We start from the raw sequence: 19,518 nt of genomic DNA on the forward strand, positions 1-19,518 counted from the left end.
TCACGGCGGGGGNCAGGTGGCGTCGGGATCGATCGGCGGCTTCTCGTCCGGAGCGAGCGGCTTCGACAGGTTCGGCCGGGCCGCGCCGTTGGTGGGCGTTCCCGGAGCCGCCGAGGACGGCTTGTCGAAATTGCCGGTGAGAATCGAGTCGTCGCCGTCGAGCAGATGCTTCGTGATCACGGCCCGCGGTGTCATGCCGCGCAGCTGGTTCAGCTCGGACAGCGGTTGCCGCAGGTCGTCGAACTCCGGTCCGAATTCCTGCTCGAGCTGGTCGCGCGCACCCGTGGCGTAGTCGCGTACCTGACGCAGCGACTTGGCCACCCACGAGACGGCGCCGGGGAGGCGCTCCGGGCCGAGGACCACGAGGGCCGCCACGATGAGTACCAGGAACTCGCCCCAACCGATGTTGCCGAACACGCATCCAGGGTACGTGGTCTCGTCCGGATCGCAGCACCTACGTGGAAGGTCACATCACACGGCTGGGACGTTCTGTCCGAGACAGGGGCCGCTCAGTCGGAGACTGGGGTGACCTCGACGTCGACGAGACGGCCGTTGCGCACGAGCTGGACGGTGATCGGTTCGTCGATCTCCTGCTGCTGGACCGCCACGACGAGCTCGTCGGCGCTGGTGACTTCGCGGTCGCCGACCTTGACGATGACGTCGCCCTCGACGATGCCGGCGCGCTGGGCCGGGCTGTCCTGACGGACGTTGGCGACCTCCGCGCCGCTCGCGACGTCGTTGACCACCGAGCGTGCGTTCACGCCGATGTCGGGGTGCCGCATCTCGCCGGTGCGGATCAGCTCCTGCGCCACCTCGGTGACGTCGTCGATGGGGATCGCGAAGCCCAGGCCCACCGAACCGCCGGTCTCCGACTTGATCGCGGAATTGATACCGATCACGCGACCCTCCATGTCGATGAGGGGGCCGCCGGAGTTGCCGGGGTTGATCGAAGCGTCGGTCTGGACGGCGTCGATCACCGCGTCGGTGTCGGTGCCCTGCCCGCTGAGCCGCATGGGCCGGTGCAGCGCGCTGACGATGCCGCGGGTGACGGTCTTGCTCAGGCCGAGCGGCGAACCGACCGCGACGACGTCCTCGCCCACCTGGACGTCCTCGGAGCGGCCCAGCTCGGCGACGACCAGGTTGTCGACGTTCTCGACGGCGAGCACGGCCAAGTCGGTCTTGATGTCGCGTCCGACGATCGAGGCGGGCACCTTCGTGCCGTCATCGAAGGTGACCTGTACCTTCGCATCGGGATTGCCGGCGGCCATCGAAACGACGTGGTTGTTGGTGACGATGTAACCGGCACCGTCGATCACCACGCCCGAGCCGGTGCCGGCGTCGCCGCCGACGGTGGTCTGGATGGAGACGACCGCGGGCAGCACGGTGTCGGCGACACGCGCGACCGCGCCGGTGGGCAGTTCCTCGTCGGGACCCGACTGGCTCAGCGTCACTCCGCGACTGGTCAGCGAACCGTTGTCGGCGGTCGCGAGCGCGACGACGAGTCCGCCGACCATGCCGATCACGACAGCCACAGCGGCCAGGGTCGCGAGTGCGCGGGGTTGGACGCGGCGGTCGAACAACACCTCACGCAGGGTCAGTCCGGGAGCCGGAGGAAGTTCCTTCTCCTCGGTCTGCCCGGCCAGGGGCGGACCGAGCCGCACCGCTGAGTCGGGGTCGCGCCAGGGATCGGGTTCGGTGTCGTCCTCGGTCTCGGCCGCGGGCTGCGAAGGGGGACGCTGGAGCGTCTCGTCGACGTCGGACGGCCGTCCGTAGGCCTCGGCCAGGATCGCATCGGTCGGAGGTGCCTGCTGGACGCGCGGGTCGACGACGCGGGGATGGGCCGAGGAGTCGAACGATCCCTCGGCGCCGGCCGGGCGCCCGAAGACACGGGCCGATGCCGGGTCGACGGTGGGCCGGTAGACGGGCCGCGGTTCGAGACGGGGAGCGTCGTCGGGGCGCGCGATCGCTCCGTCGGGGAGACCCGACGAGGCGTTGCCGGACGAGCCTCTGCCGGACGAGTCTCCGCCCGAGGAGTCCTTACCCGACGAGGCATGGGGCAGCTCGTCGTCGCGACGACGATCGTCGCCGCCCCGCCGTCCGGTGTGCTGCGCAGATTCGGCCGTCACGCGTGCCCGTCTCCCCCGTCTAGGTCCGTCACGCAGCCCAGTATCACCGATGGCATCGGATCACCTGTTACCGCCCGTCCGGTCACCGGCGCCGGAGAATCGACCAGCGGCGCGCGGCGAAGCCTTCCTCCGCCTGAGGGCGCGGGGTCGGGTCGCACAGGTGGGACGGGATGTTGCTGAGCGTACCGCGCAGTGAACTCGGCATACGCGGTATGTGATCGGCAGCGGACCGCAGCGCGTGGCGGGCCTGCTGCTGGGCTTCGACCTCGGCGGCACACTCCGGACACATCGACAGATGCTGGGCGGCCCGCATGTAGGCCGCCATGCGCAGTTCGCCGTCGACGAATGCGGCAATTGCCTCGCTGGCGAGGTGTTCCGTGGAGCCGAACCTGCGAGGTGGTTGCACCATCGTCATCACTACCTCCCGGCGGCTACCCCGCATCGACGCGACCGTTTTCGACCTTTCCATGCTCGCGCAGGTACTCGCGGAGTGCCTGGCGGCCTCGGTGGATACGACTACGCACCGTACCGAGTTTCACCCCCAGTGTGGCACCGATCTCCTCGTAGGACAGACCTTCGATGTCACAGAGCACCACCGCGGCACGGTACTCGGGTCCGAGCGAGTCCAGAGCGGACTGCAGGTCGGCGCCGAGACGCGCGTCGTGGTAGATCTCCTCGGGGTTCGGCCCTGCGGCCGGTACACGATCGTAGTCCTCCGGGAGCGCTTCCATCCGGATGCGGTTCCGGCGGCGCACCATGTCCAGGAAGAGGTTCGTGGTGATGCGATGCAACCAACCCTCGAAAGTGCCGGGCTGGTAGTTCTGCAACGACCGGAAGACGCGGATGAAGGTCTCCTGCGTGAGATCCTCGGCGTCCTGGGCGTTGCCGGAAAGACGGTAGGCGAGGCGGTAGACGCGGTCGCCGTGCTCACGAACGAGTTCGTCCCACGACGGCATGGCCGCGTGGTCCCCGGTGGCGTCGAACGCCGCGGTGCCGCTCAGGTCCGCCTCGAGCGCCGAGGCGTCGTTCTCGGGAACAGTGTGGGCTCGGGTCATGTGGATCGGTGGATCCTCCTCGTCGGGACCGCAGTGGTACTTGCTTCAGGGCCTATCAACACTCGATCTGCAGGGAATATTCCTTCACAGGAGCGTTCCCCGAGAGCGGTGCGTCCTCGAAGTCGTGAACCGGTGCGATCGTCCGGTTCGCCGATTGTCAGTTTTCCTCGCGGCGATGTGGCCGCCGTATGAGTAACCTGAAACGTCCCTGAGAAAATCGGTTCGGGCGTGGTCATCCGCCTGAATCACACAACTGGCGGCACCACTCCGTGCGCGCCTGCCTGCGCGAACGAATCGCCGAGGATAGCCTCAGTGAGGTGCAGACCAACGCCGATCGCATCCTGACCCACGCCGAGAACATCGTCGTCGAGGACGACGAGCTCGCCGCGGCGCGTGACCGTGCCGAAGATCTGGGCGCCGACCCGGTGTCCCCCTCCGTCGGAGCCGCCCTCGCGATGTTCGCCCGCATGCTCGACGCCAGGACGGTAGTGGAGATCGGGACCGGTGCGGGTGTGAGCGGACTGTGGTTGCTGCACGGCCTCCGCGAGGACGGCGTGCTCACCACCATCGACAGCGAGCCGGAGCATCAGCGGGCCGCGAAGATCGCCTTCCGCGAGGCGGGTGTCGTGGCGTCGCGCACCCGGCTCATCAACGGCCGCGCGCTGGACGTGCTGCCGCGACTCGCCGACTCCGGCTACGACATGGTCTTCGTCGATGCGACCCCGGCCGACCATCCGCACTTCGTGCGCGAAGGGGTGCGTCTGCTCCGGCCGGGTGGGGTGATCGTGCTGCACAACGCCCTGCTCGACGGACGCGTCGCCGACCCCGCTGCCCGCGACGCAACGGTGCTCGCGGTGCGCGAGGCGACCCGCGCGGTGTCCGACGACGAGCGTCTCGCTCCGGTGGTCCTGCCGCTCGGCGACGGCCTGCTCTGCGCGGTGCGCCTCAGCTGATCCGCGCAGCCGCCTCCGGGCGGGCAGCACGCTCTCAGATCCAGATGCCCTTGCCGATGGCGACGACACCGCCGTTGCTCACCGCGAACCGCTGACGGTCGCGCTCGAGGTCGACGCCGATGATCTCGCCGTCGCCGACGACGACGTTCTTGTCGAGGATCGCTCGTCGCACGACCGCACCCTTGCCGATGCGCACACCGGGCATGAGCACGCTGCCCTCGACGGTCGCGCCGTCGTCGACCATGACGTTCGAGCTGAGCACCGAGTTGCGGACCGTGGCGGCCGACAGGATGCTGCCGGCGCCGACGATCGACTCCTGCGCCAGACCGCCCTGCACGAACTTCGCGGGCGGCAGGTTCTCGGCGGCACCGCGGATGGGCCAGCGCCGGTTGTAGAGATTGAAGATCGGGTGGACCGACACGAGGTCCATGTGAGCGTCGTAGAAGGCGTCGAGCGTACCGACGTCGCGCCAGTAGGCACGATCGCGTTCGGTCGCGCCCGGGACGACGTTGTCGTTGAAGTCGTAGACGTGAGCTTCGCCCCGCTCGACGAGCGCGGGGATGATGTCGCCCCCCATGTCGTGGTCGGAGTCGGGATTCTCCGAGTCGGCCCGCAGCGCCTCGACGAGGACCTTCGTGGTGAAGACGTAGTTACCCATGGACGCGAACGTGACGTTGGGGTCGTCGGGTGTCCCGGGCGGATGAGCGGGCTTCTCGAGGAACTGGGTGATCCTGCCGCTCTCGTCGCTGTCGATGCAGCCGAACGCGAATGCCTCGCTGCGCGGGACGCGGATACCGGCGACGGTGACACCGGCGCCCGACTCGATGTGCTGGCGCACCATCTGCTCGGGGTCCATCCGGTACACGTGGTCGGCGCCGAAGACCACGATGTACTCGGGATCCTCGTCGTAGACCAGGTTGAGCGACTGCAGGATCGCGTCGGCGCTGCCGGTGTACCAGCGTGGACCGAGCCGCTGCTGGGCCGGCACCGGGGTGATGTACTCACCGGTGAAGCCGGAGAGGCGCCAGGTCTGCGAGATGTGCCGGTCGAGGGAGTGCGACTTGTACTGCGTGAGAACGCAGATGCGCAGGTAACCGGCATTCACGAGATTGCTGAGCACGAAATCGATGAGGCGGTATGCGCCCCCGAACGGCACTGCCGGCTTGGCTCTGTCCGCGGTCAGCGGATACAGACGTTTGCCCTCGCCGCCGGCGAGAACGATTCCAAGCACATGGGGCTGGCTCCTCACACGCTTCAACCTATCCCCCGACCCAGGCCGCCGCCAGCGAAGCGCGATCTCGACGCCCTTCGGAGTGTCGGGGCCGGGTGGCCGGAACCTGCGCGGCCCGCTACTTTGAGGCGGTGAGGGTGGCAATGATGACGCGGGAGTATCCGCCTGAGGTGTACGGCGGGGCCGGGGTCCACGTCACCGAACTCGTCGAACAACTGCGTCGACTGGTCGAGGTCGACGTGCACTGCACGGGCGCACCGCGCGATACCGCGTTCGTGCACTCCCCCGACCCGGCACTGCGCGATGCCAATCCTGCCCTGACGACCCTGTCGGCCGGGTTGCGCATGGCGCACGCCGCGGCCGGAGTCGACGTGGTGCACTCGCACACCTGGTACACCGGGCTGGCCGGTCATCTGGCCGCCGAACTCCACGACGTCCCGCACATCCTCACCGCGCACTCCCTCGAGCCCCGACGGCCGTGGAAGGCCGAGCAACTCGGGGGCGGTTATCGCATCTCCTCCTGGTCCGAGCGCAACGCCGTCCGGTACGCCGACGCGATCATCGCGGTCAGCGACGGGATGCGCCTCGACGTGCTCGACGCCTATCCGTTCGTCGATCCCGCTCGGGTCCACGTGGTGCGCAACGGGATCGACACCACCGTCTGGCATCCGGGCCCGGCCGAGCCCGGCCACGAGTCCGTCGTCACCCGCATCGGTCTCGATCCGGATCGTCCGATCGTCGTGTTCGTCGGCCGCATCACCCGGCAGAAGGGCGTCGGGCACCTGATCGCCGCGGCGCACCATCTCGACCCCGACATCCAGCTCGTCCTGTGTGCCGGCGCGCCCGACACCCCCGAGATCGCCGCGGAGACCGAACGGGCGGTGACCGCCCTGCAGGACGCCCGTGACGGGGTGCACTGGGTACGCGAGATGCTGCCCACCGAATCGGTCCGCGAACTACTCTCGATTGCAACGGTTTTCGTCTGTCCGTCGGTGTACGAGCCGCTGGGGATCGTCAACCTCGAGGCGATGGCCTGCGAGACCGCCGTGGTGGCGTCCGACGTCGGAGGCATCCCGGAGGTCGTGCAGGACGGGGTCACCGGGCGACTGGTGCACTACGACGCCTTCGACATCGAGACCTACGAGCGTGCGCTCGCCGATGCGATCGACGACGTCGCGCGCGACCGCGACCGTGCCGCCCGGTGGGGCCGGGCCGGACGCGACCGCGCTGTCAACGAGTTCTCGTGGGCGCAGATCGCCCGCCAGACCGTCGCCGTCTACCAGCAGGTGCTCACGACGCGCTAGGTTCGTCGGCCGTCTCGACCCGTCGCCACGAGGTGACGGTGACCGAGACCGTCACCTCGAACGGATCGGGCAGGGAGGCCAGCAACTCCGCACGCCGGTCGGACGTCACATGATGGGCGGACGGTCCCATCCCCGCGACGAGACCGAGCGCCTCGCACGGGAGTGCGGCCGTGAAGCGCACGTCCGTCCGTCCCGTTCGCTCGAAACGTCCCGACAGCGCGGACGAGAGCCGCTCCGTCTTCCGGTCGTCCACACTCACCATGCCGGGCAACGCGACCAGTTCGCGCAGATGCTCCGAGGTGGGTGTAGCAACGACGAGCGTGCCTCCGGGGACGAGCACGCGATGACTCTCGGCGGCGTTGCGGGGCGCGAACACCGACAGCACGTGGGTGAGCGATGCCGACTTCACAGGCAGTCGTTGCCACGCATCGGCGAGGATCGCTCCGGTCCGGGGATGACTGCGGGCGATGCGCCGCACCGCGGGCTTGGAGACGTCGAGCCCGATGCCGCGCGCCGCCGGCAGGGCGTCGAGCACGGACGCGAGGTACTGCCCCGTACCGGCCCCGACCTCGAGGATCGCAGCGCCGGCGGCTGCGACTACCGCATCGGTGTCCACCGTATCGGCGGTGTCGAGGCATGCGTCGGCCACCGCGCGCCGGATCGGGTCGTAGTGCCCGGCACCGAGGAAATCGGCGCGGGCCGCGATCATGTCGGCGGTGTCGCCGGTGAACGGCGTCGAACCGCCGGCGAGCAGCGACACGTAGCCCTGGCGTGCGACGTCGAAGCTGTGCCCGCGATCGCACACCACGACGTTGTCGTCGAGGTCGAGCGCGGACTCGCAGTGAGGGCACGCGAGAAGATCGATCACGTCGGCGAGCATCGCGCCTCCGATCCTGCTCTCAGGACGACACCGGGCCCCGCGCGCCGAGGAGCGCGGGGCCCGGAGTGCCCTGAGAGGGGCCGATCAGCTGGTGACACTCTTGAGTTCGTCGCCGAGTGCCGCAGCCTCTTCCGGCGTGAGCTCGACGACCAGACGTCCGCCGCCCTCGAGTGGAACCCTCATGACGATTCCTCGTCCCTCTTTGGTTGCTTCGAGGGGACCGTCCCCGGTCCGGGGCTTCATGGCCGCCATCCTCTGCTCCCTCCAAATCTGCACCCGACCGCCGGGCGCGTGGGTTACCGTGTGGTTGCATCGCCGGTCGCGGCGACGCGCACCTTCTCATTCTTCCCTATCCGGAATACGTGCGCGTAGCTGACTCCTGGGTAAGACACTCCTCCGGGTTCTACGAGTCGAGTGACACCCAGCACGATTCGAGGTGATCGTCGACCATTCCGGTAGCTTGCATCAGCGCATACGCAGTGGTAGGGCCCACAAAACGGAAGCCGTGGCGCTTCAGCTCACGGGCCATCGCCGTGGACTCCGGCGTCACCGCCGGAATCTCCTCGACCGTTACCGAACGTCGCGCGCGTCGCGGCGGTGCGAACGACCACAGCAGCTCGTCGAGATCGGTGGACAGTTCGAGCACGGCCCGCGCGTTGGCGATCACCGCCTCGATCTTGCGGCGGTTGCGCACGATGCCGGAGTCGGCAAGCAACCTCTCGACGTCGGCCTCCGTGAAGTGGGCGACCGCCTCGACGTCGAAGCCGTGGAAAGCCGCGCGGAAGGCCTCCCGCTTGCGCAGGATCGTCAGCCACGACAGTCCCGACTGGAATGCCTCGAGGGAGAGCCGCTCGAACATCTCGTCGCGGCCGTGGAGCGGCCGACCCCACTCGTAGTCGTGATAGTCGCGGTAGAGCGACGAACCGGGACCGTCGACGGCCCACGGGCACCGCACGCGGTCGTCGGTATCGGTTACGGGCCCCTGCCCGTCGGTATCGGTTACGGGACCCTGCCCGTCGGTATCGACCACGGGACCCTGCCCGTCGGTATCGACCACGGGACCCTGCCCGTCTGCCGTCATCGTGACTCCCCCGTCGACTCCGACGAAGCCCGCTCGGCGACGTTCTCCCCATCGACGTCGGCTGCTCCGACGTCCTCTGCTCCGACGTCCTCTGCTCCGCCGCACTTTCCGGTGCCGTCGCCCTTTCCGGTGCCGTCGACCGGCTGCTCCTCTGCGCGGGCCTCGGCGTCGGCGAGGCGGACCCGCAGATCGTCGACCTCGCGGGCGAGACGATCGAGCGCCCAGTCGACCTCGCTCATCTTGTAACCCCGCACAGTCTGTTGGAACCGCAGGTCGCGGATGTCGGTGCCGGTGACGTCGGTGGCCGGCAACACCGTGACGGTGGTGCCCGGAGGCAGCGGCGCCAACGTCTCGCCCCGGCCGAAGACGGCGCTCGCGACGAAGAACAGCACCGCGGCGACGCCCGCCATCACGAGCACGTACAGCAGAACCGTGAGCATGCTCCGATCTTGGCACGAGCGGCCGACACCGGCCGGGACCGGTGCCGGACGGTCGGGTCAGCCGGTGACCGTCGCCATCGGGGGGCGGTCGGTGAGATCGACGGAGGTGTCGAACGGCACGAACGCATCGCCCTCCACCAGGAACTGGGTGAGCGGCGCACCCGAATCGGGGATCCCGCAGCGCGCGAGCATCGTGCCCACGATCTGCCGGCTCATCGCCCCGAGTTCGGACAGCGGCCGGTTGCGGTGCTTGCGGACCCCGAGGTTGACCTGCGCGATCGCGTGGAGACCGAACCGGTCGTAGGTGTCGAGCAGCAACCCGATCTCCACCCCGTAACCCGGTGCGAACGGGACCGACTCGAGCAGTTCCCTCGTCCCCGCGTACTCACCGCCGAGCGGTTGCAGCACGCAGGTCAGCTCCGGTCGCAGTGCCGCGAGCAGCGGCCGTGCGACAAGCTCGGTGACGCGGCCACCGCCGTGGGCGTCCTCGCCCCCACCGGTGCGCAGCGGGCGCCGATAGTACCCCTTGACGAGGTGCACACCGTCGCCGAGCAGCAGGGGTCCGAGCAGTTTCGGCACGAAGGCCGGATCGGGATCGATCAGATCGGAGTCGACGAAGGCGATGATGTCGCCGGAGGTCGCCGCGAGCGACCGCCACAGCACCTCCCCCTTGCCGGGGACCGGTTCGATGCCCGGCACCGCTTCCTCCCTGGACATGACACGGGCACCCGCCGCCCGCGCCCGGGTGGCGGTCTCGTCGGTGGAACCCGAATCGAGGACCACCAGTTCGTCCACGAGACCACCGAGCAGCGGGTGGATCGTGTCGATCACACTCGCGACGGTCTCCTCCTCGTTGAGGGCGGGCAGCACCACGGTCACTGTGCGGCCGGCCTTGGCCGCGATCAGCTCGTCGATCGCCCAGGCGGGCCGATCCCAGCTGTTGGCTTCGTTCCACGTGCGTGCAGGTGCACTCATGCCAACCCCCTCACCGTGCGCGCCGGCGGGCGTGTACCCGTGATCGCCGCGACCATGTCGACCACCCGACGTGTGGCTGCCACCTCGTGTACCCGGAACATTCGTGCGCCGGCCGCTGCCGCCAGAGCTGTCGCTGCCAATGTGCCCTCCAACCGGTCGGCGAGTTCGACTCCCAGAGTCTCCCCCACGAAGTCCTTGTTGCTCAGCGCCATAAGCACAGGCCACCCGGTTTTTACAAGAACGTCCACGTGCCGCAACAGAGCGAGTCCGTGATGGGTGTTCTTTCCGAAATCGTGGGTCGGGTCGATGAGGATCGAGTCGCTCGCGACGCCGGCGCGGGCGGCGGCATCCGCGGCCGCGACGACCTCCCGCACCACCTCCCCGACGACGTCGGTGTACCGCACACGGTGCGGGCGGGTGCGCGGGACGGCGCCGCCCGTGTGGGAGCAGACGATGCCGGCCCCGAGTTCCGCGGCGACCGCGACGAGCTCGGGATCGGCACCGGCCCACGTGTCGTTGATCAGATCGGCGCCTTCGCCCACAGCGCGACGCGCGACCTCGCTGCGCCAGGTGTCGACGCTGATGAGCACATCCGGATAGCGCTCGCGGATCGCGGCGACGAACGGCACGACGCGCCGGATCTCCTCGTCGCTGTCGACGACCTCACCCGGCCCGGCCTTCACCCCGCCGATGTCGACGAGGTCGGCACCCTCGGCCACTGCGCGGTCGACGGCCGCGAGCGCCATGTCGTCCTCGAAGGTCGCTCCCCGGTCGTAGAACGAGTCCGGGGTGCGGTTGACGATCGCCATGACGAGCGCCCTGTCGGTGGCGACGGGGCGCCCGCACAGGGTGGACGGTGCCGGACCGGGACGGGTCACGGGGGTCTGCTCGTCGACATCGGTCGCGGGGCCGCTCATGATCCCATCCTGACATGCTCAGCGACCGGGCAATTCTCCTCGCGCGACGCCGTCGACGAAGCCGTCGAAGATCGGCCGGTAACCCTCGCTGCGACTCGCGAGGACGTACACCTCGTCCTCACCGGTCTCGCTGTAGCCCTGCTTGCGCAGATCGACCTTCCTGCTCTTGAAGGTCGTCGTGTACTCGAGTTCGTCGACGATGCGGACGAACAGCGGAACCGCGTAGTCCGGCAACGCGCCGTGCAGCGACTTCGCGAGCGCCGCTCCGTCGAGCTCGGCGCCCTCCTTCAAGGTGATCGCGGCCATCCCGGTGCGGCCGTCGGCCCCGTCGACCTCGACGCCGTAGACGACGGCCTCGGCGATCGTCTCGTGCGACGACACCGCGGCTTCGACCTGCGTGGTCGCGACGTTCTCGCCCTTCCACCGGAAGGTGTCGCCGAGCCGGTCGACGAACGCGACGTGCATCCAGCCCTGGTTGCGGACGAGGTCGCCGGTGTCGAACCAGACGTCGCCGTCGGAGAACGCGTCGCGGAGCAGCTTCTTCTCGGTGGCCTCGGGATCGGTGTACCCGTCGAAGGGTGCGCGGGAGGTGACCTTCGCGAGGAGCAGTCCGACCTCGCCCTTGCCGACCTTCTTCAACCGGCCGTCGTCGCCGCGACGTGCCTGGCCCGAATCGGGGTCGTACTCGACGACGGCGTAGGGCAGCGGGCAGATGCCGGCGGTGCGCTTCTGGTCGAGCGCGTTGATGAAGGCGATGTTGCATTCGCTCGCACCGTAGAACTCCGCGACGCGGTCGATACCGAAGCGTTCGGTGAACTCGTCCCACAGTTCTGCGCGCAGACCGTTGCCGACGGCGAGGCGGATCCCGTGGTCGGCGTCGTCCTCCCGCGGCGGCTGGTTGAGCAGGTAGCGGCAGATCTCGCCGATGTAGATGAAGGCCGTGGCGCCGTTGTGCTCCGCGTCGTTCCAGAAGTTGGACGCCGAGAACTTCCGGCCGAGCCCGAGCGTGGCGCCGGCGGCGAGCACCGAGGACAACGCGACCGTGAGGGCATTGTTGTGATAGAGCGGCAGGCAGGAGTACAGGACGTCGGTCCGGCGCAGGCGCACGCCGAGGCTGCCCAGGCCCGACATCGACTTCAGCCACCGGAAGTGCGTCATGCGGCTGGCCTTCGGCAGTCCTGTCGTGCCGGAGGTGAAGATGTAGTAGGCCGTCTCGGACGCTTGCAGCTCCTCGGTGACTGCGGGATTCGACGCGTCGGCGTCGCGGGCGGCGGTGTCGAGATCGTCGAAGCGCAGCACGGTGCGGGCCTGCGGCTCGCCACCGAGAGAGTCGACGGCCTCCTCGCACTCCTCCCCGATCACGAGGGCGGCGCTGTCGAGCAGCGACAGGCTGTGCTCGAGCACCTCACCACGCTGGTTGATGTTGAGCATGCCGGCGGCCGCACCGAGCTTGACCGCGGCCAGCGCGACCAGCAGGGTCTCGGGCCGGTTGCCCATGAGGATGCCCACGACGTCGCCCATGCCGACACCGCGATCGGCGAGCACCGCTGCGTACCGGTTGACCTGCGCGTTGGCCTCGCCGTACCCGATGGAGGCTCCCTCGAACCGGATGAAGGGCCGCTCCGGGTGACGCTCGGCGAGCTTCTGGAAGACCGACCCGATCGTCTCGCGGGCGGTCGGCTTCCGGGTCATCCCGGCTGCTCCGCGCAGCACGATGGGGAGATCGGTAGCCATCCGGGGCAGTTTCGAGACGAGTCCGGGCAGGGACACGACGGGGACATTGCCTCGATCGGATCGAGTGGTCACGACAGATTTCCTCACGGCGACGTTGGGGACGGGCGGGCTCGCTCGGGCGACACCCACGGCGTTCCCCCGAACTTACCGAAGAGTAGATAAGCGCGCGGCGAAGTGGAACACCTCAGACCGTCGCGTACGGCGCAGCGCAACGGTCGAGCGCGTCGGCGAGGTCGGTGGTGACCGCGAGACCGTCGAGTGCGCGTTGCGCGACGAAGCCGGTGTCGACCATCGACCCGAGCCAGCCGAGCAGGCCGTCGAAGTGGCCCGTGGGATCGAGCAGGACGACCGGCTTGTCATGCATACCGAGATACCCCGCGGTCCACGTCTCGAACAGTTCCTCGAGGGTTCCGATGCCGCCGGGCAGGGTCAGGAAGGCGTTGGCGCGGTCCTCCATGATGCGTTTGCGCTCGCGCATCGTCTCGGTGACGATCAACTCGTCGGCGTCGACGTCCGCGACCTCGCGGTGCACGAGTGCCTTCGGAATGACCCCGATCGTGTGCGCGCCGGCCGCGCGGGCCGCGTCGGCGACCGCGCCCATCATCGATACGTTGCCGCCGCCGGAGACCAGCTGCCAGCCCCGTCGGCCTATCTCGGTGCCGACAGCGGCGGCGAGTTCGAGGAACTTCTGGTCAACAGGGCCCGACGCGCAGTACACACAGACCGACAGAGCTTCGGTTACCATCCACTCCCGTTTCCGTACAGTTCGTTCTCGTCCTCGCCGCGATGCGCCTCGAGGATGATGTCCACCGTCTCCTCGACGCTGTCGGTGACGAAGAGCAGGTCGAGGTCGGCGGGCGAGATCTTGCCGCCGCGGACCAGGGTCTCGCGCAGCCAGCCCACCAGACCGTTCCAGTACTCCGAACCGAACAGCACGATCGGGAACTGCGTGATCTTGCGGGTCTGCACGAGGGTCAGTGCCTCGAACAGCTCGTCGAGCGTCCCGAAACCCCCGGGCAGGCACACGAACGCCTGCGAGTACTTCACGAACATCGTCTTGCGCGCGAAGAAGTACCGGAAGTTCAGGCCGAGATCGACCCACTCGTTGAGGCCCTGTTCGAAGGGCAGCTCGATCCCCAGTCCGATCGACAGTCCCCCGGCCTCGCTGGCACCGCGGTTGGCCGCCTCCATCGCGCCCGGACCGCCACCGGTGACGACGGCGTATCCGGCGTGGACGAGTGCGGCGCCGAGCTCGCGGCCGATCTCGTACTCCTCGTGACCGGCCGGGGTGCGCGCCGATCCGAAGACGGTGACGGCGCGGGGCACCTCGGCGAGCGCACCGAAGCCTTCGACGAACTCGCTCTGGATCCGCAGCACACGCCACGGATCGGTGTGCACCCAGTCGGACGGGCCGCGGCGATCGAGCAGCCGCTGGTCCATCGTCGTCGCCTCGCGGGCGAGAGAGCCGCGCAGTTGCACCGGGCCCTGGTGCACGACCTCGCGCCGGGAGCCGCGTTCGGAGGAGGAGTTGTCGCCGGACATGGCGGCCACGTTATCGGGTGAGATAGGAGCGCAGAACGGAGGTCACCTCGGTGATCCGCCCGACCTCGACGTGCTCGTCGCGCTTGTGCGCGAGGTTCGGGTCGCCCGGCCCGTAGTTGACAGCCGGAATCCCCAGCGCGGCGAACCGCGAGACGTCGGTCCAACCGTACTTGGCCCGGAACTTCCCGCCCGCGGCCTCGACGAGCGCCGCCGCGGCCGGGTTCGACAGTCCGGGCAGCGCGCCGGGTGACATGTCGGTGAGTTCCATCGAGATCGCGAGACCGTCGAAGACCTCGCGGACGTGCGCGAGTGCGTCGTCGGGGCTGCGATCCGGGGCGAACCGGAAGTTCACGTCGAGCGCAGCGGCGTCGGGCACCACGTTGCCGGCGACACCGCCCTCGATGTGCACGGCCGACAGTCCTTCCCGGTACACACAACCGTCGATGTCGACCGACCGTGCCTCGTAGCGGGCCAGACGGTCGAGCACGGGAGCGAGCTTGTGGATCGCGTTGTCGCCGAGCCAGGAGCGCGCCGAATGCGCCCGCACACCGTCAGTCGTGATGCGCACCCGCAGGGTGCCCTGGCAACCGGCCTCGATCTCACCCGAGGTGGGTTCGCCGAGGATCGCGACGTCCGCGTCGAGCCAGTCGCGCAGTTCGGTCTCGATCCGTCCGAGCCCGTTGTACGCGGCCGCGATCTCCTCGCAGTCGTACATCACGATCGTCAGGTCGTGAGCGAGATCGGTGACGGTCGCCGCGAGGTGCAGGAAGACGGCATCGCCGGCCTTCATGTCGGAGGTGCCGCAGCCCCACATCAGGTCGCCGTCGCGCCGCGACGGCACGTTGTCGGCGATCGGGACGGTGTCGAGGTGGCCGGCGAGCATCACACGGCTGCCGAGTCCGCGGTTCGTCCGCGCCAGGACACAGTTGCCGTTGCGCACGACCTCGAAGCCGTCGGTCTGCTCGCGCAGGGCCGTCTCCACGGCGTCGGCGATGAGCGTCTCGTTCTGCGACACGCTCGGGATGTCGACGAGCGCGGCGGTCAGTTCGACGGGGTCGGCGTGCAGGTCCAGCTGCGGTACGGGCATACCTGCACGATACGAAACGCGCCTGCTCCTCAGACCCCGCACACGATTCTCTCAGGGGGGACACAGGCGCAGGACCGCCTCGCGTACGCTTCTCACCCGTGAGTGCACACGGAGCATCAGCAGTAGGCATCGCGAACATCACGGAGGACGGGACCGTCCTCGACACGTGGTACCCGGCACCCGCCCTCGGCGAGCCGAGCGAAACCGGAACGACGCGACTCGAGGGCACGGACATCCCGTCCGATCTCGCCCTGCTCGCCGGTCACGACGAGGCGCGCGAGGTCCAGCAGGTCGTGGTGCGCACCGACATCGCGGACCTGTCGAAGCCGCCCGTCGACACTCACGACGTCTACCTGCGCCTGCACCTGCTGTCGCACCGTCTCGTCCAGCCGCACGGGCTCAGCCTCGACGGCATCTTCGGCATGCTCGCGAACGTCGTGTGGACCAACTACGGCCCGTGCTCGCTCGAGAACTTCGAGACCGTGCGCTCCCGTCTGCGCATCCGCGGACCGGTGACGGTCTTCGGTGTCGACAAGTTCCCCCGCATGGTCGACTACGTCGTTCCGGCCGGTGTCCGCATCGCCGACGCCGACCGCGTCCGCCTCGGTGCGCACCTCGCGTCCGGCACCACCGTGATGCACGAGGGCTTCGTCAACTTCAACGCCGGCACGCTCGGCAACTCGATGGTCGAGGGCCGCATCTCCGCGGGTGTCGTCGTCGACGACGGTTCCGACGTCGGTGGAGGCGCCTCGATCATGGGCACCCTCTCCGGTGGCGGCAAGGAGGTCATCTCCGTCGGCAAGCGCTGCCTGCTCGGTGCGAACGCGGGCGTGGGCATCTCGCTCGGCGACGACTGCATCGTCGAGGCCGGCCTGTACGTCACCGCCGGTACCAAGGTCACCGGCCCTGACGGCACCGTCGTCAAGGCCGCGACCCTCAGCGGCGCGTCCAACCTCCTGCTGCGACGCAACTCGGTGAGCGGCGCGGTCGAGGTCGTGCCGAACAAGGGCAGCGGAGTCGAACTGAACGCGGCTCTGCACGCCAACGACTGACTCTGCACCCACAACAGATTCGGAACCGAGAAACTGTGAGTGAAACCCAGCGGCCCGCGTCCGAGGCCGAACATCTCGGGAGCGGCCTGAAGGTCCGCCATCTGACCATGATGGGACTCGGCTCCGCCATCGGCGCGGGCCTGTTCCTCGGTTCCGGAGTGGGTATCGCCGCAGCCGGTCCGGCCATCATCGTCTCGTACCTGCTCGCCGGCGTGATGATCATCTTCGTGATGCGCATGCTCGGCGAGATGGGTGCCGCGCTGCCGGTGAGCGGTTCGTTCTCGCACTACGCGCGCATCGGAATCGGCCGCTGGGCCGGATTCAGCATGGGGTGGCTGTACTGGTTCATGCTGATCATGGTGCTCGGTGTCGAGATCACCGGTGCCTCCGCGATCGTGCAGTCGTGGCTGCCGGGCGTACCCCAATGGGTGGTCGCGCTGGTGTTCGTCACCTTCTTCGCGGTGGTCAATCTGGCGAGGGTCGCCAACTTCGGTGAGTTCGAGTTCTGGTTCGCGGCACTGAAGGTCGCGGTCATCCTCGGGTTCCTGGTGATCGGCATCCTGCTCGTGTTCGGTCTGCTTCCGGGCACCGAACCCGTCGGCACCACGCACCTGCTCGGCGACGGCGACGGTTTCGCGCCCAACGGGATCGCCGGTGTCGCGGCCGGTCTGCTCGCGGTGGCCTTCGCGTTCGGCGGCATCGAGATCGTCACGATCGCCGCGGCCGAATCGAAGGATCCGGAACGGTCCATCGCGACGGCCGTGCGCAGTGTCGTCTGGCGGATCTCGGTCTTCTACCTCGGGTCGATCTCGATCATGGTGCTCGTGCTGCCGTGGACCGCGGCGAGCGGTGAGACCTCCCCGTTCGTCTCGGTGCTCGACATCGCCGGCATCCCCTACGTGTCCGGCTTCATGGAACTCGTCGTGGTGATCGCGCTGCTGTCGGCGTTCAACGCCAACGTCTACGGCACCTCCCGCATGGCCTACTCGCTGGCACGCGGCGGCGACGGACCGGCCTGGCTCAGTAAGCTCACCCACCACGGAGTGCCCCGCAACGCGGTGCTCGTCTCGGTGTTCTTCGGCTTCGTCAGCGTGTGGCTCAACTGGCTGCTGCCCGACACCATCCTCGGGATCCTGCTCAACGCGGTCGGATCGGCGCTCATCGCGATCTGGTTGTTCATCGTCGTCTCGCATCTGCGGCTGCGCCGCAAGTTCGAGCGCGAAGGCACCATCCGCCTGCGCATGTGGCTGTTCCCCTATCTCAGCTGGTTCACGCTCGCGATGCTCATCGGCTTCATCGTGCTGATGCTGTCCGACAGCGCGGCCCGGGTCCAGCTCGCGTCGACCTTCGTGCTGTTCCTGATCATCACGGCGCTCGGCTTGCTCTGGCACCGCACCCACGACGACAAGACGGTCAGCCACCCGTCCGATCGGCCAGCGCAGTGAGCACGAGCTCGGTGATGTCGAGCGGATCGCTCGTCCGGTAGCTCACCCCTCCGGTCGCCGCGGCGATCTGCTCGAGGGTTGCGGTGTCCACGTCCTCACCGAGTCCGATCGTCACGATCCGTACCGGCCTGGACGGATCGTTCTCGTTCGAGAGGACCGCGAGCAGTTCGTCCTTCGACATCGCGGAACCGTTGTCGGCGCCGTCGGTCACCACGACGACACTGTTGGCCGCGCGCGGATCGTAGCTGTCCTGCACGTACCGGAAGGCCGCGAGGATCGTGTCGTAGAGCGCGGTGGTCTCGTCGGCCGTACCGGCCATCTGCGCGACGAGCGAGGTGAGCAGGTCGCGTTGGGTACCGTCGTCCACCACCGCATCGAAGCGCCGGATCGGTGCCGCCACGATGTAGTCCCCCGTTGCCTCGGCGCGGTCGTTCGGCAATGTGGCGTAGTCGCTCACTCCCCCACCGAAGAACCACAGGCCCGCTGAGACGTTCCCGGGCAGGACCTCGTTGGCGGCGGTCGCGGCGCGCCGGACCAGTTCGATCCGACTCTCGTCGCCGAGATCACGGTTCATCGACGCGGAGACGTCCACCGCGAACACGGTGCGCACGGGAAGCGCCTGCAACGCCCACACGTTCATCGCCTCCTCGGCGACGGTCTCGTCGTCGAGTTCGAGCACCGGCACCGCTCCCGCACCGCGGCCGTCGGGCAGGGGTCGTCCGCCTCCGTCCCGGAAGCCGTGACGGGTCAGCCTGTCGAGTCCTTCGGACGTGTGCAGCGCGTCGGTCAGCGCCGTGGCGGCCGCCGCCGCGGCGTCGTGCCGTTCTCCGCGCGCCGTCACGACCACCGGATAGTCCACGAGCAGCGTCCCGGTGACGGGTACCTCGATGCCCAGTTCGCGCTTGTGGACGCTGCGATAGGTCTCGACCTGCTGTTCGGTGCTCACCACCGTCCCACCATCGGCGACGGTCTCCTCGAGCAAGGTCGATCCGGTAGGTACCTCCTCGTCGCGAACCCCCTCCCGCTCGGCGAGCGGCGCCATGACGGGACGGACCGTGCCCATCGCGACGGGATCGTCGGCGGCCTCGGCCAGCACGGCGCGGATGGCACCTGCCGCGGGACCGGAGCGCAATGGATTGCCGAAGACGAGACCGGGATCGGACAGGGCCTCCTGCCAGTCGGCCGCCGGTTCGACGGTGCCCGGCGCACCCGCGATCACGAGCGGCGTGGTGGCCAGCGGTGTCGACACCGTGCGCACCGGGCCCGTGGCGGTCTCACCCGCCCACGACGCCCACCAACCGCCCGCCGGGAGCCACAGGTCGGGAACGTCGTCGGTCGCCAGTCGCGCCGACACCTCCCCCGGTTCCTGTTCGACGACCTCGAACTCCGTACATCCGGATACCGAGGTCCCCTCGATCACCGGTGCGAGGTCGGCGGTGACCGCCACGGTGTAGCGCTCGGAGTCGTCGCACCCACTCCGTCGCTCCACGAACAGGAAGGCGACGGATCCGGCCGCGAGGACGAGGATCACGGCGACGACGAACCAGCGCGCCCGACCCTCGCCCGGCCGTGCATCCCCACTCACGCCGCCACGACGGCTCGGCGGATCCGACTCGGACGGTCCGGACTCCCCCGCCATGCGTCGGCCCCCTCGTGCTCACTCCGGGTGACGACCCTCGGTCGCCCGAGACCGATG

19 protein-coding genes and 1 pseudogene are annotated in these 19,518 nt (G+C 68.8%); 4 read left to right on the forward strand and 16 right to left on the reverse strand.

Going from position 1 to position 19,518, the window contains the following annotated elements:
* Positions 1-13 precede the first annotated feature (13 nt).
* From tatB to sigE, 4 genes and pseudogenes are all read right to left on the reverse strand, one after another.
* Positions 14-417: pseudogene (gene tatB / locus QR64_RS16765) on the reverse strand (Sec-independent protein translocase protein TatB); the annotation flags it as partial.
* Positions 418-509: 92 nt separating this feature from the next.
* Positions 510-2,126: a S1C family serine protease gene (locus tag QR64_RS16770; protein WP_039586307.1), complete on the reverse strand. Its 1,617-nt coding sequence runs from the start codon at positions 2,124-2,126 to the stop codon at positions 510-512.
* 82 nt (positions 2,127-2,208) lie between these two features.
* Complete coding sequence (locus QR64_RS16775) at positions 2,209-2,541, reverse strand: anti-sigma factor family protein (protein ID WP_019288062.1); 333 nt, start codon at positions 2,539-2,541, stop codon at positions 2,209-2,211.
* A 16-nt stretch (positions 2,542-2,557) separates the two neighbouring features.
* Positions 2,558-3,181, reverse strand: a complete 624-nt coding sequence (sigE, locus tag QR64_RS16780) for an RNA polymerase sigma factor SigE (RefSeq protein WP_039586309.1) — start codon at positions 3,179-3,181, stop codon at positions 2,558-2,560.
* Positions 3,182-3,498: 317 nt separating this feature from the next.
* Between sigE and QR64_RS16785 the strand changes: the two genes are divergently transcribed.
* Positions 3,499-4,134, forward strand: a complete 636-nt coding sequence (locus QR64_RS16785; protein ID WP_006554288.1) for an O-methyltransferase — start codon at positions 3,499-3,501, stop codon at positions 4,132-4,134.
* A gap of 34 nt (positions 4,135-4,168) precedes the next feature.
* Here QR64_RS16785 and glgC read toward each other — a convergent pair whose 3' ends face one another.
* A complete protein-coding gene (gene glgC, locus QR64_RS16790) occupies positions 4,169-5,383 on the reverse strand; it encodes a glucose-1-phosphate adenylyltransferase (protein WP_006554287.1) in 1,215 nt (404 codons plus the stop codon).
* Positions 5,384-5,496: 113 nt separating this feature from the next.
* Here glgC and glgA point away from each other — a divergent pair, with 113 nt between their 5' ends.
* Entirely contained in the window at positions 5,497-6,669 is a 1,173-nt protein-coding gene (gene glgA / locus QR64_RS16795; RefSeq protein WP_039586422.1) for a glycogen synthase, read from the forward strand.
* Here the strand turns inward: glgA and QR64_RS16800 are convergent.
* The 10 genes from QR64_RS16800 to dapE all read right to left on the reverse strand — a co-directional run bounded on the left by QR64_RS16800 (position 6,656) and on the right by dapE (position 15,325).
* On the reverse strand, positions 6,656-7,549 hold the full coding sequence (locus QR64_RS16800; RefSeq protein WP_039586311.1) for a putative RNA methyltransferase: 894 nt from the start codon (positions 7,547-7,549) through the stop codon (positions 6,656-6,658). The two genes, glgA and QR64_RS16800, sit on opposite strands and share 14 nt — an antisense overlap.
* An 84-nt stretch (positions 7,550-7,633) precedes the next feature.
* Complete coding sequence (locus tag QR64_RS26010; protein WP_006554284.1) at positions 7,634-7,801, reverse strand: DUF3117 domain-containing protein; 168 nt, start codon at positions 7,799-7,801, stop codon at positions 7,634-7,636.
* Between the two features lie 151 nt (positions 7,802-7,952).
* On the reverse strand, positions 7,953-8,630 hold the full coding sequence (locus QR64_RS16805) for a DNA-3-methyladenine glycosylase I (RefSeq protein WP_235367190.1): 678 nt from the start codon (positions 8,628-8,630) through the stop codon (positions 7,953-7,955).
* A complete protein-coding gene (locus tag QR64_RS16810; protein ID WP_039586313.1) occupies positions 8,627-9,070 on the reverse strand; it encodes a DivIVA domain-containing protein in 444 nt (147 codons plus the stop codon). The genes QR64_RS16805 and QR64_RS16810 overlap by 4 nt, the downstream gene beginning before the upstream one ends.
* Positions 9,071-9,127: 57 nt before the next feature.
* The gene (locus tag QR64_RS16815; RefSeq protein WP_006550560.1) at positions 9,128-10,045 is read right to left on the reverse strand and encodes a glucosyl-3-phosphoglycerate synthase; all 918 of its coding nucleotides are present in this window, start codon (positions 10,043-10,045) and stop codon (positions 9,128-9,130) included.
* Entirely contained in the window at positions 10,042-10,962 is a 921-nt protein-coding gene (gene folP / locus QR64_RS16820; protein ID WP_006550561.1) for a dihydropteroate synthase, read from the reverse strand. Before folP ends, QR64_RS16815 begins: the two co-directional genes overlap by 4 nt.
* Positions 10,963-10,980: 18 nt before the next feature.
* Positions 10,981-12,732, reverse strand: coding sequence for a long-chain-acyl-CoA synthetase (locus tag QR64_RS16825; RefSeq protein WP_039586316.1), 1,752 nt, complete (start codon positions 12,730-12,732; stop codon positions 10,981-10,983).
* Positions 12,733-12,880: 148 nt separating this feature from the next.
* Positions 12,881-13,441, reverse strand: a complete 561-nt coding sequence (locus QR64_RS16830) for a TIGR00730 family Rossman fold protein (protein WP_019288053.1) — start codon at positions 13,439-13,441, stop codon at positions 12,881-12,883.
* Positions 13,435-14,238: a TIGR00730 family Rossman fold protein gene (locus QR64_RS16835; protein WP_006550564.1), complete on the reverse strand. Its 804-nt coding sequence runs from the start codon at positions 14,236-14,238 to the stop codon at positions 13,435-13,437. Before QR64_RS16835 ends, QR64_RS16830 begins: the two co-directional genes overlap by 7 nt.
* A 10-nt stretch (positions 14,239-14,248) precedes the next feature.
* Positions 14,249-15,325 (reverse strand): succinyl-diaminopimelate desuccinylase, encoded by a 1,077-nt coding sequence (dapE, locus tag QR64_RS16840; RefSeq protein WP_006550565.1) that lies wholly within the window; start codon positions 15,323-15,325, stop codon positions 14,249-14,251.
* A 98-nt stretch (positions 15,326-15,423) separates the two neighbouring features.
* Between dapE and dapD the strand changes: the two genes are divergently transcribed.
* Together dapD and QR64_RS16850 are read left to right on the forward strand one after the other, a co-directional pair.
* Positions 15,424-16,377, forward strand: coding sequence for a 2,3,4,5-tetrahydropyridine-2,6-dicarboxylate N-succinyltransferase (gene dapD / locus QR64_RS16845; protein ID WP_006550566.1), 954 nt, complete (start codon positions 15,424-15,426; stop codon positions 16,375-16,377).
* 107 nt (positions 16,378-16,484) lie between these two features.
* On the forward strand, positions 16,485-17,822 hold the full coding sequence (locus tag QR64_RS16850; RefSeq protein ID WP_220577881.1) for an amino acid permease: 1,338 nt from the start codon (positions 16,485-16,487) through the stop codon (positions 17,820-17,822).
* On the opposite strand, the gene QR64_RS16855 is transcribed toward QR64_RS16850, so the two are convergent.
* The gene (locus QR64_RS16855) at positions 17,791-19,407 is read right to left on the reverse strand and encodes a substrate-binding domain-containing protein (RefSeq protein WP_235367192.1); all 1,617 of its coding nucleotides are present in this window, start codon (positions 19,405-19,407) and stop codon (positions 17,791-17,793) included. The two genes, QR64_RS16850 and QR64_RS16855, sit on opposite strands and share 32 nt — an antisense overlap.
* Positions 19,408-19,518 lie beyond the last annotated feature (111 nt).

This window comes from Rhodococcus sp. Chr-9 (genome assembly GCF_000801125.1).
Lineage (GTDB): Bacteria > Actinomycetota > Actinomycetes > Mycobacteriales > Mycobacteriaceae > Rhodococcus > Rhodococcus pyridinivorans.